The organism is Arthrobacter sp. SLBN-100, from assembly GCF_006715305.1.
In the GTDB taxonomy this organism is placed as follows: domain Bacteria; phylum Actinomycetota; class Actinomycetes; order Actinomycetales; family Micrococcaceae; genus Arthrobacter.
The window spans coordinates 2729333-2743183 of record NZ_VFMY01000001.1 but is presented as its reverse complement, the minus strand read 5'-3'; the positions used below and the strand labels follow the sequence as shown (position 1 = coordinate 2743183).

Sequence of the window (13851 nt, the reverse complement as noted above, 5' to 3'; positions counted from 1 at the left end):
CTGATCAGAGGTGCTGGATGCCTGCCCGCTGCATGGCGTCCTTGTAGATCTCCACGTTCTTGGCCAGCAGCTCTTCCTGTTTGGCTTCGGAGACGGCAAAGGCCCGGCCCCCGAGGGCCGTGGCCTTGTAAACCTTGATGCCGCTGTTCTTCAGCGACGAATGGTAGGTCTTCTCGAACAGGGTGAGGAAGGTGGAGGCGTCCGTGCCGTGGGCGATAATCGCCGAAACCCGGGAGTTGATCTTGAGGAACTGGCGGAAGGGGCGGAGTCCGTCGGTCTTTTCCTGGACACTCAGCGCTGACGGCATTCCCGGATCGCGGACCCACGGGTAGGCGTTCCAGGGCATCACGTAACGGGGGTCGAGCTCCGCGAGTTCGTAGATCTGGGTGGCGCGGCGGGCGGCCTCATCGTCGTTGTAGTGCGAGACGAAGCCCGACTCGGTGCCCTTCCCGGGGCTGACCTGCAGGCTGACGATCCGGCATTCATCCTCGTCGTGCACCGGGTCGATGTAGGGAACGGTGGAGCCCGGCTTCTTTTCCATCAGTTCGTCGCAAAGCTGGGTTACCTTCGCGATGTTCGGTTCCTGTAGCAGGGCTTTCTTTTCGTCCCAGTCAATCGTCACGATTTCTCCCTCAGCAGCAAGGCGTCCAGAATCAGGCGTCTTAGGCCACTCTACGCTTCCGGGCTTGAGGGTGGGCAGGGGAAGTGCTGTCTCCCTTCTGCTAGCGACCCTGTGCTCACACCGATAATCGCGTCTTATGGGCGCGTTTGAGCGCCTTCATTCGGTGCCTCAATTTCCGACGACGGCGGGAGGGCGGCTTGGCAGTCGCAGCCAGAACTCTGGGCAGGGCTGTGCCCGGCAGGGGCGGCGCGGTTGACCTGTAGGTGTGGCCGGTGGGGGTTTGGAGTTCCACGGAGTGCCGTTGCCCTGGTTGGGGTACCGGCCGGGCTGTCCAGCCGGGTGTTTCTTTGGTGTGGTTGCAGGCTTCGCAGAGGCCTTGGCCGTTGGTGCTGGTGGTTGGGCCGTTGTTGTGCCAGGGGATGATGTGGTCGTGGTGGCGGATGGGCGCGTCGCAGTAGGGGGTGCGGCAGGTGTGGTCCCGGGCCTGGATGAAGCGTCGAAGCCCGGCCGGGAAGAGCCTCGCCTTGGAGTCCATCGCGACGAGTTCGCCATTGGTGGGTGCGGTGTAGAGCCGGCGGACCCAGACCTTGAACCCGGTGGTGTCCGCATCGCCCGCAGCTCCAGAACCGTGTGCTCCTGTATCCGGATCTTTTGGTCCAGGTGTTCCGGTGGCGGCGACTCCGGATCTTTCACCGGCCATCAGTTCTCCTGTGACTGCTTTCCTGGCCCATTGGCCGGGGACGATGCCGTAGCCGGTGAGGCGGGCGGGTTCGCTGTCGCCTTGGAAAAGGGTCCGGTCGGTCATGACGAGCTGGAGGTCGATGCCGGTGTAGCCGCCGGGGGTGCCGGTGATGCGTTCGACCAGTTCGTCGGCCATGATGGCGCCCTTTGACCGTTCATCGCCGGAAGATTTCAGGGTGTCGGCGTGGCGGGTGAGGGCTGCGTGGGCGGCGACGCCCTGCGCGACCGGGACCAGCGCGGTCAGGTATGCCATGGTGTCCGGTGCCGGGCGCAGGCTGACGGTCCGCTCCGCCATGGCATGGGAAGCCCGTTTCGCGAAGGATTGGGGGTCGCGCCGGTATGCGGCGGCCCGGACGGCGGCGGTGATGGTGCGGTCCCCGGCGCCGGCGAGGGTGCCGGTGTCCGCGGCGATTTCCTCGTCCACGGCGGCCCGGTCTTGGGCGGACAGGCATGCGGTTTCCTTCACGATCAGGGTGGCGCACCACTCGTTCAGCTGCCCGCTCTGAAGCGCTGCGAGGGTGTGGGGCATTTCGACCACCAGGGCTTTGGCCAGACCCAGGAGCCTGCCGCCGCGTGCCGGGGACTCGCGCCGGGCCAGGGCGATTTCGGCTCCCACCCCGGCACCGAGCTCACCGACAGGGACACCGGCTGCGGCCTGTTCCTGACGTGTTGCCAGGTCGAAGGCCACGGCGATCCGGGCCTGCTTCGCAGCTGCCGCAGACTTTACGTCCTCCAGCTCCCGCAACTGGTCAATCATCCCTGGCTTGTCCACGGGGACAGGAATGCTAGCCAGCAATTCAAGGACATCAGCTACCGAGGGAAGGTCTCGCGTCTGCGCTGCGACTGCTGTTGCCAACCCCTGAACCGCTTCCATGAACAAAGTCTTCCAGCATGCCCAGCCATAGGCACGGACCCTCACGCTCTATGTGGATAACCCAGCCGCTGTGGATAAGCAGCATCCGCCTCGACGCCATGCTGTTCAATGTAGGGATGCAGTTCACGAGGAAGGGCCTGAAAGACGACGGATTTACGGGCTTCAGGCCATTCAGGGACCTTGACGCAATGCGGGTCCCGCAGGGAACGGGCGTCTTCGCCGTCCTGACGCCGGACGGGTTCCAGCCGGATTTCCTCAAGAAGAGCACCGCGGGCGTCTTCAAGAAGAAGGATCCGTCGCTACAGGCGCCGGAGCTTACAGCGGCGTGGGTGGATGCCGCCGTCGTCCTTTATTTGGGCAAAGCCGGCCCGGGCAGCAAAGGCAACCGCGGGCTAAGGCGGCAGATCCAGGAGTTCCTGGACTTCGGGCAGGGCAAACCGCCGGGGCATTGGGACGGCCGACTGGTCTGGCAGCTCAAGGACGCCGGGCGGCTGCTGATTGCGTGGAAAGAATTGCCCGCCGAAACCCTCAACAGGGCCGAAGCGGAGTACCACACAGCCTTTATTGAGGAGTATGGGAAACTGCCGTTCGCGAACCTGGTGAGGGCGCGGATCAAAAACTGATCCAGCAGAAACGGGGAACAAGCGGGTTAGACGGAGCCGCGCAGCCGTTCCATCTCGCGCCGGTCCTTCTTAGTGGGCCGGCCAGCGCCCCGGTCGCGCTGCGGCAGGCCCAGTGCGGGGGCAGCGGGACGGGGCGGCGTATGGTCGGTGAAGCAGTGGGATGCGGCCTCCGCGCCCACGCGCTTGTTGAGCAGCCGGCGCACCTCAAGGGTCCGTTCGTAGCCGGACATCCTGACTGTAACGGTATCCCCGTTGACGAGCGTGGCCGAAGCTTTTGCCGGGCTGCCGTTCAGCCGGACATGCCCTGCACGGCAGGCAGCCGTTGCTGCAGACCGGGTCTTGTAAGCGCGGACGGCCCACAGCCACGCATCGATTCGGACGCTGGCGGGGGCGGAAGGAAGGCTGGTCATGGTTGGCACCGAGTATAGCCCCGCGCGGACAGCTCCCCGCACGGATAACGGGGCAGCGGCCTCCACAGCTCATGGGACAGCGGTCCCCATGGGGCTGAAGGAATACCGATACTCCGCCGGGGCCCGCCCAAAAGCAGACTTGAAGGCGCGCGAAAAGCTCGAAGCATCGGTGAAGCCCCAATGCATGCCGACGGCGGACACAGGACGGTCCCGCAGTTGCGGGTTCAGGAGGTCATGCCTGCACTTCTCCAGCCGTTTCCGCCGGATCCAGGCGCTCACCGTCTCCCCGTGTTCCTCGAACAGCTTCTGAAGGTAGCGCACCGATACGTGGTGGGTGGCCGCAATTGCAGTGACGGTCAATTCGGGGTCCCCGAGGTGCGAGGAGATGTATGCCTGCACGCGGGCGAGCAGAACCAGCCGCTGGGAGTTCAACGGCGAACCGGGATCCACGCGCTCGGCGAAGACGGCCGAAACCAGGCTCAACAGCGCATCGGACACAGTCACGGCGCCGGGCACCTCGCCGTCCCGCAGGTGTTGGCCCATAGCGCTGAGCAGGGTGGAAGTGAGCGAACCCAGTCCTTGGCGCCCTGACACCCGCGATGCGGTGAGGCCTGCGATGTCGCGGCGGGTGAGCTGCAGGGATTCCGGCGGAAACATCACCACCAGCATCTGGAAACTGTCGTCGAAATACAGGTCGTAGGGGCGGCTGGTGTCATAGATGGCGAAGTCGCCGGGGGTAAGCGCTGCTTCCCGGCCGTCCTGGGCAACCACGGAGTATCCGCGCAGCTGCAGCCCGAGCTTGATGAGGCCGGGATCGTTTCCCGCGATCTCCCGGGCGGTCCGCCGCACTTGGCTGGCTGATCCGCACACTTCACTGACGTGGGTGGTCCCCATGCTCTGGCAGATCAGCGAGCCCGTGAAGTTTTTGGGTTCAGCGCTGGCCACGGACAACGGCACAAAGGCCGCGTTGACGGCGTCACGCCAGGCGTCGAACCGCTCTCCGCCCGCCAGCAGGGACGAATCGAAGACCTCGCGCCGAGGTGAGAGGGCAAGTTCTGACACCGCAATCCTCCTTGATGGGTCCATTCCAGTGTGGCACAGGCCCAGCGGATAGCGTGATCTGCATCACCGGCCTGCATCTGAAGCACAGCGACGTGCGCACCCTGCCAACGCGCAGCCGCAGCCGGAACACCAGACTGCTAGGCATACCGCTTTACCACCATGCCCGGTTCAAGGAGGAACAATGGCCAGCAGCACCAGATCCACGGTTACCACTGACTACATCGTTATCGGCGCAGGCTCGTCCGGCAGTGTGATCGCCCGCCGCCTGCTCGACGCCGGCCACTCTGTCCACGTCCTTGAGGCAGGATCCGCCGATAACGATCCCAACATCCACAGTCCGCAGGGCTGGCCCCTCCTTCTTACCGGGTCCAACGACTGGGCCGTCATGACCACACCGCAGAAGCACGCCAACAACCGGGTCCTCTACTGGCCGCGGGGCAAGGTCCTGGGCGGCAGCAGCTCGCTCAACGGCATGATCTACATCCGCGGCCACCGCTCGGACTACGATGCCTGGGCCGCCAACGGCGCGGAGGGCTGGTCCTGGAACGACGTGTTGCCGCTGTTCAAGCGCTCCGAGGACCACGCCGACGGCGCGAGCGGGTTTCACGGCCAGGGCGGTCCGCTGCCGGTGGAGCGGATCGTTAACCGGCACCCCGCCGCGCAGGCTTTCGTTGACGCGGCCAAGGCGCTGGGCCACGAGGAGACTGAGGATTTCAACGGCAGCCGGATGACGGGCGTGGGCTTCAACCACACCACCACCCGCGACGGAAAACGGGCCAGCGCGTGGCAGAGCTTCATGGCGCCCGTACAGGACAATGCGCGTCTGACGGTCACCACGGGCGCGCTGGTCACCAGGATAGTTGTCGACGGCGGCCGTGCGGTCGCCGTCGAATATCAGGCCGACGGCGGGACTCACCGTGCGGGGGCCAACGCCGAGATTGTCGTTTCGGCAGGTGCCATCGGTTCACCGAAAATCCTGCTGCTCTCCGGAATTGGCCCTCAGGACCAGCTGCAGCAGCTCGGAATTGTTCCGGTGGCGGACCTTCCCGGCGTCGGCGAAAACCTCCATGACCACCTCCTGGCCGGGAACATCTACGAGGCCCGGCAGCCCCTGGCTGTGGGCAGGCACAACCTCCTCGAAAGCCAGCTGTACGCCCACAGCAACCAGACGGATGAGGAAGCCCCGGACCTGCAGCCGCTGTTCCTGCACCTGCCGTACCCCACCGACGGCGGCGCTGCACCGGAACATGGCTACACCATCGAGCCCGGCATCGTCCGTCCCCGCTCGCGCGGTTCGCTGCGCCTCACCTCAGCCGACCCGGCGGCAGCGCCCCTCGTGGACCCCAACATCCTGGCCGACGAGTACGACGTGGAGGCCCTGGTGGATGCGGTGGAGCTCTGCCGCAGGATCGGGCAGCACGACGCCTTCGCACCGTTCCGGAAAGCCGAGTTCACGCCGCCGGCAATCACGGGCCGGGACAGCTTGCGCGAGTTTGTCCGCCAGGCGGCGGGGACGTACCACCACCAGGTGGGCACCTGCAAGATGGGCATCGATGACCTGTCGGTGGTGGACCCGCAGCTCCGGGTCCGCGGCGTGCAGGGTCTGCGGGTGGCGGACGCCTCCATCATCCCTTCGGTGCCCAGCGGCAACACCAACGCCCCGGCCATTATGATCGGCGAGAAAGCCGCGGACCTGCTGTTGGGGGCGGCCTCGGCGGGCTCCACGGTTCAGCAAACGGAGCTGACGGCGGCCGCCCTCTGAACTGCCCCGGGGCTATTCCACCCTGACGCTGATCCGCTGCACCACGTTGTTGCCCATTCCCTGGTAGTTCCAGTACTGCTCCAGGGGCTGGGTGGCGCCGCTGGCATCGGTGGCACGGCAGGTGAGCTCATGTTCGCCCGGATCCGCCACCCATGGCATCGTCCACTTGCGCCAGGCGAAGCCGCCTAGGGGTTCATCCAGCTGCGCGGGCAGCCACTTTCCGTCGATGCCGACTTCAACAGTGGAAATGGCCGCCTGCCCGGACCAGGCCCTGCCCTGCAGCATCACAGGGCCGTGCTGCATCACCCGCTTGCGCGTAAAAAAGTCCGGGATACCAGGCGGGACCATCAGCGAACGCACCCTGATCCGCGAAACCGGCACGCCGGCGTCGTCCGCTGAGTCCTGGTAGCGGTAAGCGACCCGCTGCTGGTAGCCCGCGAAAGGCGAGGTGAGGACTTCGATGGATTCGAGCCATTTCACGCTCGCCATGCCGTACCAGCCGGGGACCACGAGCCGGAGCGGGTACCCGTGCTGGGGCGGCAGTTCGCTGCCGTTCATTTTGTAGGCGAGTACGACGTCGGCACGCATCACCTCACGGATCGGCAGGCTCCGCGCGTACCGCTGGGTGACGCCGCCCTGAATCCCGGCATCGGCACCCGTGAAGACCACCTCGACGGCGTGCGGAAGGATTCCCGCCTTCCCCAGGAGATAGGCGAGCGGCACACCGGTCCATGCTGCCGTGCCCACGCCTTCAAGCACCCACGGTTGGCTCACCGGCCGTGGCTTCAGGAGCGAGCGGCCGTTGCCCGCACATTCCAGCGTGACCGGCACCGTAATGGCGGGATCCTTGCGCAGCGCCGCCATGCTCAGCTCCAGGGCCCGCTCCACTGCGCCGTTGATCCGCAGGTGCCACGCCCCGGGATCGATATCGGGAATGTCGAAGTGGGTGAGCACATAGTGGAGCCCAGGCGGAGTGATGTCCCGGCGGAGGGCCTCCAGGGGCATGGAATGGTTGCGGGCACCCAGCTGGAGTTCCTCCGGCGTGAGCGGTCCGGTGGTTGGTCCGGCTGCGGGGCCGGCAGGGGCAGGTGCCTGCTGTTCCGCGGCTGCGGTGGGACGGGTGGGTTGTGGGTTTGGCTGGATCTGGGTCATGGCGCTGCGATTCTGCTGGGCGGCGAGTACTGCGGCTTGGGGTGCTGCCCTCCGGGGAGCACCCGTTGCCTCAGGTTTACGCCCGCCCCGCCGGCCCGTCAACGCCCTGCCCGTCAACGCCCTGCCCGTCAACGCCCGGCCCCTCAACGTCCTGAGCGGCTACAGCTGCGGCCGCTCCAGGAACTCGGACAGGCTCAGGGGGTCCTGGCCGGTCAGCCCGTGCACATCAGGAGATACTCCCGCCAGCTCGCCGGCGGCGATAGCCGTGTACGTGCTCACCCAGGCGTCCAGTTGCCACTGCGGTGCCCCATACGAGGCCCGGGATGCGTAGGCCTCCTCCACGGTTTCCGGATGGTAGCTAACGGTACGGCCGGTTCCTTCCGTGAGCACCTCGGCAGCCCTTGACATGGAGAGCTCCTCCGGGCCCGTCAGGTCATAGGTCTTGCCCTTATGGATGACAGGGTCGCGAAGCACGGCAACAGCGCAACGGGCAATGTCCTCCCGGGCCACAGTGGAAAACGTGCCCTCGCCGGCAGGCCCCCGGATCACGCCGTCCTCCCCGGTCATCAGCGGCAGGAAGTCCAGGTACAGGTTGTCCCGCAGGAACGTGAAATCCATGCCGGAGGCCCTGATCCGCTCCTCGGTGGCGTAGTGGTCGCGGGCCAGGGTGAAGGTCGAGTCCGGTGCGCAGCGGTAGATGGAGGTGTACACCAGGTGCTCCACCCCGGCGGCGGCAGCAGCATCAACGAACGTGAAATGCTCGTCCAACCGGTCCTCTGCCTCCGCGGCGGACACCATGAACAGCACCTTCGCGCCCTCCAAGGCCTGCCGCGCAGCAGCGGAGTCCGCGTAGCTGCAGACCACGGGCCGGGTGTTCTCCAGCTCCGGCGCGCGGCCGGCGTCGCGGACCAGCAGGCGCTGGGCGGAACCGGCCGCCGCGAGCTGCCGCGCCACCATTCCGCCCAGGCCGCCGGTGGAACCGGTGACAGCAAGGTCCGGCAGGTCCAAGGCGTCAGTCACCAGGAATCCTAGGCCTCGCGCGCGGCCGGGGACTTGGTCTGCGCAGGGTCGCGCTCGGCCAGGGATCCGATGGCGTCGTCGATTTTCTTCAGGACGTCCGGTTCCAGTGTCACCCCTGCAGCCTCGACACTGTCGGCGATCTGCTCCGGCCGGGACGCGCCGATGATGGCTGACGCCACGTTGGGGTTCTGCAGCACCCAGGCGACGGCGAGCTGGGGCATGGAGAGCCCGGCTTCCTCCGCGATGGGCTTCAGCTCCTGCACGCCGGCCAGGACGTCGTCGCGCATCCAGCGCTGGATCATCTTGGCGCCGCCCTTCTCGTCCGTGGCACGGCTGCCCTCGGGAGCGGGCTGGCCGGGCAGGTACTTGCCGCTGAGGACACCTTGGGCCATAGGGGACCAGACGATCTGCGAGACGCCCAGCTCCTCGGACGCCGGCACCACCTCGGCCTCGATGACGCGCCACAGCATGGAGTACTGCGGCTGGTTGGAGATGAGCTGGAAGCCTAGTTCCTTGGACAACGCGTGGCCGGCGCGCAGCTGCTCCGCGGTCCACTCGCTGACGCCGATGTACAGCGCCTTGCCCTGCCGGACAATGTCAGCGAACGCCTGCATCGTCTCTTCCAGCGGCGTTTCAAAGTCGTAGCGGTGGGCCTGGTAGAGGTCCACATAGTCCGTCTGGAGCCTTCGCAGCGAGCCGTTGATGGACTCCATGATGTGCTTGCGGGACAGGCCAAGATCGTTTTTGCCCTTGGGGCCGGTGGGGCCGTAGACCTTGGTGAAGATCTCCAGGGACTCGCGGCGCTCGCCCTTCAGGGCTTCGCCGAGGACGGTTTCGGCCGCGGTGTTGGCGTAGACGTCCGCCGTGTCGAAGGTGCTGATGCCGGCATCGAGGGCGGCCCGCACGCACTGGGAGGCGACGTCGTTCTCCACTTGGGAGCCGTGCGTGAGCCAGTTGCCGAAGGTAATTTCTGAGACTTTAAAGCCGCTGTTTCCGAGGTATCTGAATTCCATGGGTTTCACGCTAGCCCAGATGGTTGCTCAAGGTAAGGGCTGTTTGCCGTTGGTGGCCCTGCCCTTGAATACCTGCGCCGGACCGGACAGGGACACTAGCGATCCCGTATCCAGCGGCGACAGCGGCTGGGGAACTTCCGGCTTCTTGAACGACCGCGCGGCGTGTGCGTGGCGGTGGTCATCGAGTTTCGACTCTACGAGCGGAGCGACCTCCACCACCTTCTCGGCAGGAACATGGGGGTCCGGCAAGTCCCGCACCGAAAGCTTGATTTCCGGCGCAGCCGCACGTGCACGCGCCATGGCCCGCGCGTCCGCCTCGGCAACGGCGGCGGCCCAGTCCTCGGCAAGGACGGGAGGTTCGCGGCGCGCGGCGGCCAGGGCCGGATGATGTACGACGGCGGTGCGGAGCGCCCTGCGCAGGCGGGCCGCCTTCAGCCCGCCCCGCCAGCCGCGGGGCGGGCGGCCGGGTTTCGGGTTTTCGCTATGGGAGCGCCTGCCGAATGCCGCCATCAGGGTGATGGCGGCAAGCCGCCCGATCCCTGCGAGCACGAGGGTGATGACGCCCAGCAGGAAAAGAACCAGGAACATCAGGAAGGCCATGCCCACAGTGCCCAAAAAGGTCAGGTTGAGGATGAGCGTATCCGGATTTTCCACGTCATCTCTCCTTTCTGCAGGCAGCGAAGCCCCGCACCGGCACCCCACTGCCCGGGCAACAACTCCTTCTCCACCATACGGATTTTTGCCGCGACGTGCCGCCGTACCCCCCGCTCCGCCGCGGGTTGTTTCAAAGCTGTTATCCGATATGACAAGGGCAAGGGGCCTATAGTCGGACGCGAATACCGGGCCTGCGCGGGGCAGCCCGGAGAAGCAAGCAGGAGCACTGATGGCGGAGGACCCTGGAAGCAGGAACTGCATGTGCCTGTCCGGTGAGCAGTACCGGAAATGCTGTGGCAGGTTCCACTCCGGAACCGCAGAAGCAGCCACGGCGGAGCAGCTGATGCGGTCCCGCTACAGTGCATTCGTGCTCCTTGATGAAAGTTATCTGCGGCGGACCTGGCACCCGGCGGAAACCCCGAAACAACTGGACCTGGACCCGGAGATGGAGTGGCGGCGCCTGGATATTGTGTCCACGGACCGCGGAGGTCCGCTGGATGTCCAGGGAACGGTGGAGTTCAAGGCCTACTACCGGCACGGCGGTGACCGCGGGGTCCTGCACGAGGTGAGCCGCTTTGTGCGGGAAAACGGCCGCTGGTTCTACCTGGACGGAAAGATCCTGGCCTGACTACTCGTCGTCGTAATCCCCACGCGGCGTGAAGCCCGCTTTGTCCACCTTGCGGTGGAACCGCATGCCGGCAAGCCCGCCCAGCACGGCCCCCAACAGGGCCACCAGGGCTACCACCACAGCGGCGACGATGCTCATGGTGTTGAGCTGGCCTTCGTTGATGGGAATCCGCGGGAAGCTGTTGAGGTTGGCCAGCACGTTGAACTGCTGCCCGGCCACGAGCCCCAGGATCGCGACGAGGACTGCAACGATCAGGGCCCAGATCCAGACCATAAGTCCCTGCTTGGCGCCGTTGAACCGCGCCATGCGTCCTGCGACGTAACCACCGCAGTAGTAGGAGAGGAACAGGATGACCAGCAGCACAATGATGCCCACCAGGCCAATGGTGCCGCTGTTCGAGGCGGCCTGGTTTACCGCCTCATTGACGTCCGTATTGGTGGCCAGGCCCACAGCTGTTCCGGCCGCGGCCACGAGGGCTGTCAGGAGCACGGCCATGCCGGTGGCGGTCAGCCAGCCAAAGAACGCCGAGCCCACCTTGATACCGCCAAACTGCTCCTTTTCGCGGGCTACCGCTGTCTGCCGGTCCGTCAGATGTGGATCACGGGCTGGCGCCGTGGCCGCAGGTACATTATCCCGCTCGGCGTAGGCGCCCGTGGTTCGTTCGTTGCGGGCCGAGGGCACCTGATCGAAGGTGCGCGTGGAATCGTCGCCCGCCGAGGCGGGCCGGTCCCGTCCATTGCGGTCAGCATCCTCGCGGGCTCGCCGCGGAGGCAGGTTCTCTGGGTCGGTTGTGCTGCTCATGGCTCCACTCAACCATCGGCCCGCAGAGATAGCAAGGATGCTTACTATTTTGTGACCAGGGGATTAACGGTAGTTGCGGTGCAGGTTTTCCCGTTGGGACGGGCCGGGGGAGGCGTCGGCGATCCACGGGCCGGTGCCTTCAGACGGGTCCAGCACCCCGGCCTCCAGCCAGGTGTAATCTCCCGCGAGGACCTTGCGGGTGAGCCGGTGGTCGCCGTCGTCCGTGTTCCGCCACAGCTGGTCAAAGTACTCCTCCACGCGCACCCGTGCCTGCTCGCAGTAGGCCTCGGCAAGCTCGTAGGCGCTGGCGGCCTTGGCAGGTTCGGTGTGGAGCAGCATCTCTGCGCGTGAGCAGCACGCGGTCATGGCGAACAGTTCAGCGCCGATGTCCACCACGCGGCCCAGGAATGCCTGCTTGCGTTCCAGCTTTGCCTGCCAGCGGCCCATGCCGTAAAACGTCTGCCGGGCCAGCCGCCGGGACGAGCGCTCAACGAACCGCAGCTGCTTGGCCAGGCGCCCGAACTCGTTGTATGAGCGCGGGTCCATGCCCGCCCCGGCCACCAGTTTGGGCAGCCAGCGGGCGTAGAAGCCGGAAGCGCCGACGGCGGCCTTTGCCTTATCGGACAGGCTCGCGTTCAGTGATGCCAGGTCCCCCGCGGCGGCGAGGTGGGCATCCACCGCTTCCCGGGCAATAAGCAGCCGCATGATTTCCGAGGAACCCTCAAAAATCCTGTTGATGCGGAGATCCCTCAGCTGCTGTTCGGCGGGCACCGCACGCTCCCCACGTGCGGCCAGCGATTCGGCCGTCTCGAAGCCCCGTCCGCCACGGATCTGCACCAGCTCATCGGCGATCCGGCAGCTGATCTCCGTGGCCCAGAGCTTGGCGAGGGCGGCCTCGATCCGGACGTCCTTCTGGCCGGCATCAGCAAGCTCGGCGGAGAGCTCGAACACGGCGTCCAGGGCAAAGGCGGAAGCGGCTATGAAGGCGATCTTCTTGCCCACGGCCTCATGTTCGCCCACCGGCCGTCCCCACTGCGTCCGGGCGTTCGACCACTCCCGCGCGATCTTCAGGCTCCACCGCCCGGACGCGACGCAGAGGGCCGGGATGGAGAGCCTGCCCGTGTTCAGGGTGGTGAGGGCAATTTTGAGGCCCTGGCCCTCCCGGCCCAGCCGGTTCGCTGCGGGGACGCGCACCTGGTGGAACCGGGTGACGCCGTTTTCGATGCCGCGCAGCCCCATAAAGGCGTTCCGGTTTTCCACGGTGATGCCCGGCGAGTCCATCTCCACCACGAAGGCGCTGATGCCCCCCTTGTGCCTGGTGCCGTCCGCGTCAGTGTGGGCCGGCACCACGGCCATCACCACCACCAGCTCGGCAATGACGCCGTTGGTGGTCCATAGCTTCACGCCGTCCAGAAGGTACGTCCCGCCGTCGTCCGTTGGCGTCGCGGTGCTGCCCATCCGGGCGGGATCGCTGCCCACATCAGGTTCCGTGAGGAGGAATGCGGTGACGGCACCGGCAGCGCAGCGCGGCAGGAACTCCTGCTTCTGCCCGGCAGTGCCGAAGACTTTGACGGGTTCGGGCACCCCGATGGACTGGTGTGCGGAAAGGAGGGCGCCGAGGCTTGGGTGGACGCTGCCCAGCAGGGCCAGCGCCCGGCCGTAGTACACCAGGGACAGGCCCAGGCCGCCATATTCCGCCGGAATCTTCATGCCAAAAACGCGGAGGTCTGCCAGGCCTCTGAGGTATTCGTCAGGGATCCTCGCGTCGCGCTCGATGATCCGGCCGTCCATCGTTCCCGCGTAATCCGTCAGGCGGGCCATAAAGGCCTCGCCCCGTTCCACGTCTGCGGGGTCGGGGGTGGGCCAGGGGTGGACCAGGTTGAGGTCGAAACTGCCAAGGTAGAGGCCCTTGGCGAAGCTGGGGCGCTCCCAGCCGGTTTCCCGGGCGGCCTCCGCGACGGCGCGTGCCTCATCCGCCGTGACGCCCGCGCCGATTTTGCCGGCCGGGACCGGGGTGTCCTCAGGGCGGGCGTCCGTTGGTGTACTTGTAAAACCTGCGGGGGTGGAACTGGTCTGTGAGGGGCTGTCAGTGGCGGAGCTCATGGGTTATCTCCTTGGCCGGATGGCTTTCTTAGCCATGGGATCCGCCGGGTTGGAGAACCCTTTAGCTGTCTCTCAATATTACCCGCGGGTAGGTTCCGGTGCTAGGGGATGGTTGCGACTGAAAGTCCCCGCCGGCGTCCATTGCGGCCGCGTGGTGCATCAGCCGGTCCCAGCCGGCATTGATGCCGTGGACCGCGGTCAGGAGAGTCATGGAAACCACTGTCCAGCTGAGCTTTCCGGCGCCCAGCAGCACCAGCGCCACCAGCCCCGCCACCAGGACGAAGGCCGCCAGGATAAGGCCGAATACGAGCGTTCCGATGAATACCAAGGTTGCGGTTTCCACCGAGCTTAGATCGAACTGCATGAATCCCCCTGCTGCGACGTTG

14 protein-coding genes are annotated in these 13851 nt (G+C 66.2%); 3 read left to right on the top strand and 11 right to left on the bottom strand.

Annotated elements, in window-relative coordinates; translation table 11 throughout:
* Window positions 1–4 precede the first annotated feature (4 nt).
* Complete coding sequence (locus tag FBY31_RS12705; protein WP_142041371.1) at window positions 5–622, bottom strand: uracil-DNA glycosylase; 618 nt, start codon at window positions 620–622, stop codon at window positions 5–7.
* Between the two features lie 115 nt (window positions 623–737).
* Window positions 738–2237: an HNH endonuclease gene (locus FBY31_RS12700; RefSeq protein WP_142041368.1), complete on the bottom strand. Its 1500-nt coding sequence runs from the start codon at window positions 2235–2237 to the stop codon at window positions 738–740.
* Between the two features lie 116 nt (window positions 2238–2353).
* Here FBY31_RS12700 and FBY31_RS12695 point away from each other — a divergent pair, with 116 nt between their 5' ends.
* Complete coding sequence (locus FBY31_RS12695) at window positions 2354–2860, top strand: hypothetical protein (RefSeq protein ID WP_142045343.1); 507 nt, start codon at window positions 2354–2356, stop codon at window positions 2858–2860.
* A gap of 26 nt (window positions 2861–2886) precedes the next feature.
* On the opposite strand, the gene FBY31_RS12690 is transcribed toward FBY31_RS12695, so the two are convergent.
* Together FBY31_RS12690 and FBY31_RS12685 are read right to left on the bottom strand one after the other, a co-directional pair.
* Window positions 2887–3270 carry an RNA-binding S4 domain-containing protein gene (locus FBY31_RS12690; protein WP_142041365.1) on the bottom strand — a complete coding sequence of 128 codons (384 nt, stop codon included), beginning with the start codon at window positions 3268–3270 and terminating at the stop codon, window positions 2887–2889.
* Window positions 3271–3339: 69 nt separating this feature from the next.
* Window positions 3340–4332 (bottom strand): helix-turn-helix domain-containing protein, encoded by a 993-nt coding sequence (locus FBY31_RS12685; RefSeq protein ID WP_200833366.1) that lies wholly within the window; start codon window positions 4330–4332, stop codon window positions 3340–3342.
* 181 nt (window positions 4333–4513) lie between these two features.
* On the opposite strand from FBY31_RS12685, the gene FBY31_RS12680 reads away from it, so the two are divergent.
* Window positions 4514–6094 carry a GMC family oxidoreductase gene (locus FBY31_RS12680; RefSeq protein WP_142041360.1) on the top strand — a complete coding sequence of 527 codons (1581 nt, stop codon included), beginning with the start codon at window positions 4514–4516 and terminating at the stop codon, window positions 6092–6094.
* 12 nt (window positions 6095–6106) lie between these two features.
* Here the strand turns inward: FBY31_RS12680 and FBY31_RS12675 are convergent, their stop codons facing one another.
* The 4 genes from FBY31_RS12675 to FBY31_RS12660 form a co-directional block, all read right to left on the bottom strand.
* Window positions 6107–7246 (bottom strand): sulfite oxidase, encoded by a 1140-nt coding sequence (locus tag FBY31_RS12675; RefSeq protein WP_142041358.1) that lies wholly within the window; start codon window positions 7244–7246, stop codon window positions 6107–6109.
* A gap of 159 nt (window positions 7247–7405) precedes the next feature.
* Window positions 7406–8266, bottom strand: coding sequence for an SDR family oxidoreductase (locus tag FBY31_RS12670; RefSeq protein ID WP_142041355.1), 861 nt, complete (start codon window positions 8264–8266; stop codon window positions 7406–7408).
* Between the two features lie 8 nt (window positions 8267–8274).
* A complete protein-coding gene (locus FBY31_RS12665; protein ID WP_142041352.1) occupies window positions 8275–9279 on the bottom strand; it encodes an aldo/keto reductase family protein in 1005 nt (334 codons plus the stop codon).
* Between the two features lie 27 nt (window positions 9280–9306).
* Window positions 9307–9933 (bottom strand): hypothetical protein, encoded by a 627-nt coding sequence (locus FBY31_RS12660; protein WP_142041350.1) that lies wholly within the window; start codon window positions 9931–9933, stop codon window positions 9307–9309.
* Between the two features lie 229 nt (window positions 9934–10162).
* Between FBY31_RS12660 and FBY31_RS12655 the strand changes: the two genes are divergently transcribed.
* Entirely contained in the window at window positions 10163–10561 is a 399-nt protein-coding gene (locus FBY31_RS12655; RefSeq protein ID WP_235013045.1) for a YchJ family protein, read from the top strand.
* Here FBY31_RS12655 and FBY31_RS12650 read toward each other — a convergent pair whose 3' ends face one another.
* The 3 genes from FBY31_RS12650 to FBY31_RS12640 all read right to left on the bottom strand — a co-directional run bounded on the left by FBY31_RS12650 (window position 10562) and on the right by FBY31_RS12640 (window position 13829).
* A complete protein-coding gene (locus FBY31_RS12650) occupies window positions 10562–11362 on the bottom strand; it encodes a TIGR04086 family membrane protein (RefSeq protein ID WP_142041347.1) in 801 nt (266 codons plus the stop codon). It abuts the gene before it with no gap.
* A 63-nt stretch (window positions 11363–11425) separates the two neighbouring features.
* The gene (locus FBY31_RS12645) at window positions 11426–13465 is read right to left on the bottom strand and encodes an acyl-CoA dehydrogenase family protein (protein WP_235013044.1); all 2040 of its coding nucleotides are present in this window, start codon (window positions 13463–13465) and stop codon (window positions 11426–11428) included.
* A gap of 61 nt (window positions 13466–13526) precedes the next feature.
* Window positions 13527–13829: a hypothetical protein gene (locus FBY31_RS12640; RefSeq protein ID WP_142041346.1), complete on the bottom strand. Its 303-nt coding sequence runs from the start codon at window positions 13827–13829 to the stop codon at window positions 13527–13529.
* Window positions 13830–13851 lie beyond the last annotated feature (22 nt).

Excerpts from the sequence above, each read along its gene's own strand:
- FBY31_RS12700 (WP_142041368.1), bottom strand. The coding sequence starts at position 2,237 with ATGGAAGCGGTTCAGGGGTTGGCAACAGCAGTCGCAGCGCAGACGCGA.
- FBY31_RS12695 (WP_142045343.1), top strand. The coding sequence starts at position 2,354 with ATGCAGTTCACGAGGAAGGGCCTGAAAGACGACGGATTTACGGGCTTC.
- FBY31_RS12690 (WP_142041365.1), bottom strand. The coding sequence starts at position 3,270 with ATGACCAGCCTTCCTTCCGCCCCCGCCAGCGTCCGAATCGATGCGTGG.
- FBY31_RS12680 (WP_142041360.1), top strand. The coding sequence starts at position 4,514 with ATGGCCAGCAGCACCAGATCCACGGTTACCACTGACTACATCGTTATC.
- FBY31_RS12675 (WP_142041358.1), bottom strand. The coding sequence starts at position 7,246 with ATGACCCAGATCCAGCCAAACCCACAACCCACCCGTCCCACCGCAGCC.
- FBY31_RS12665 (WP_142041352.1), bottom strand. The coding sequence starts at position 9,279 with ATGGAATTCAGATACCTCGGAAACAGCGGCTTTAAAGTCTCAGAAATT.
- FBY31_RS12655 (WP_235013045.1), top strand. The coding sequence starts at position 10,163 with ATGGCGGAGGACCCTGGAAGCAGGAACTGCATGTGCCTGTCCGGTGAG.
- FBY31_RS12650 (WP_142041347.1), bottom strand. The coding sequence starts at position 11,362 with ATGAGCAGCACAACCGACCCAGAGAACCTGCCTCCGCGGCGAGCCCGC.
- FBY31_RS12645 (WP_235013044.1), bottom strand. The coding sequence starts at position 13,465 with ATGAGCTCCGCCACTGACAGCCCCTCACAGACCAGTTCCACCCCCGCA.
- FBY31_RS12640 (WP_142041346.1), bottom strand. The coding sequence starts at position 13,829 with ATGCAGTTCGATCTAAGCTCGGTGGAAACCGCAACCTTGGTATTCATC.